Origin of the sequence: Desulfonatronum zhilinae (assembly GCF_900182865.1) — a bacterium.
In the GTDB taxonomy this organism is placed as follows: Bacteria; Desulfobacterota; Desulfovibrionia; order Desulfovibrionales; family Desulfonatronaceae; genus Desulfonatronum; species Desulfonatronum lacustre.
Window position 1 is genome coordinate 1 of the sequence record NZ_FXUJ01000097.1, and the last position, 1,003, is coordinate 1,003.

General features: G+C 50.9%; 1 protein-coding gene. It reads right to left on the reverse strand.

Going from position 1 to position 1,003, the window contains the following annotated elements; genetic code table 11:
* Window positions 1–227: 227 nt before the first annotated feature.
* A partial coding sequence (locus AC559A_RS19220; RefSeq protein WP_498819305.1) for a DUF4351 domain-containing protein occupies window positions 228–1,003 on the reverse strand: 776 nt, incomplete at its 5' end.

Here is a 1,003-nt window from a genome sequence, read left to right on the forward strand (position 1 = left end):
CGCTGAATCAAGATGGAAGGAATAATAAATTAAAACAATATATTATGCAATAAAACGCTGTAGGCCTGATGTAGTGAAATCGCTCATTTTAGGACGAATTCAGAACAAAAAACAAGGGGCGGCCCTTGCGGCCGCCCTCTGAATGGACCTGGTTGGTCCTGGTTGGTTCTTTTTGAACAGCAGGTGGGTGCATAGAACCCAGCCCCCAAGTACTCCCCTCACTGGCTTCAGTTGTCCTTGAAAACCTCGTCAACGCTCTTGGCGTCCAGGATTCGTTCAGCCCAGAGGTCGAGTTGTTCGGGAGTGGCTTTGCGGAGACGTTCCTGAACGTCCATGTCCGTGATGCTTTTGCCGAAGCGTTTGGTGATTTGGCGTTGGATAATGGCTTGGCGACCTTCGACACGACCTAAATCTTTGATGTATTGTGCGAGCATGGTTGTCTCCTTGTGTTCCATGATATCATCGTACAGGGCCTTTTGCTCTTCCGGCTGCACCTCGGCATAGACATCAATAAAATCTACATATTTTTCAAAATGTGCCCGTGATGCCAGTTGGAAGAGGCCCAGGTAGGCGTGGCGCAGGACTGCAAGGCGTTCAGATGGCGGGTATTGCATCTTGGGTATGAGGATTTTGGCCACCGGGTTGTTTACATTGTAGTAATCTTTGGCATGAAGTGCAAACAGTTTCAGGTGGACGTACTCGAAGTGGAGGAAGGTGGTTCCGGCGAAACTGCTTTCCAACTGGCGGGGTACTTCCTTGCGCCAGGCTTTGCGGTCCGTGAACAGAACCGTGGGAATGACCACGGCGTCAGGATGGGCTTCCATCAGGTCCGGATGTCCCTGCAAAAAGTCAGCGGCAATTATGCGGCCAGCCCCCAGCGATGCCCCTGGTAGGTGTGCTGAAGGGGACGAACCGGAGCAGTTGAGCTGAAAAGGCGATAAAAAGGTGTCCTGAGAAAGTAATTTGACAGTAATTTGCTCTTTGACATGGCTTCCCGCGTCTT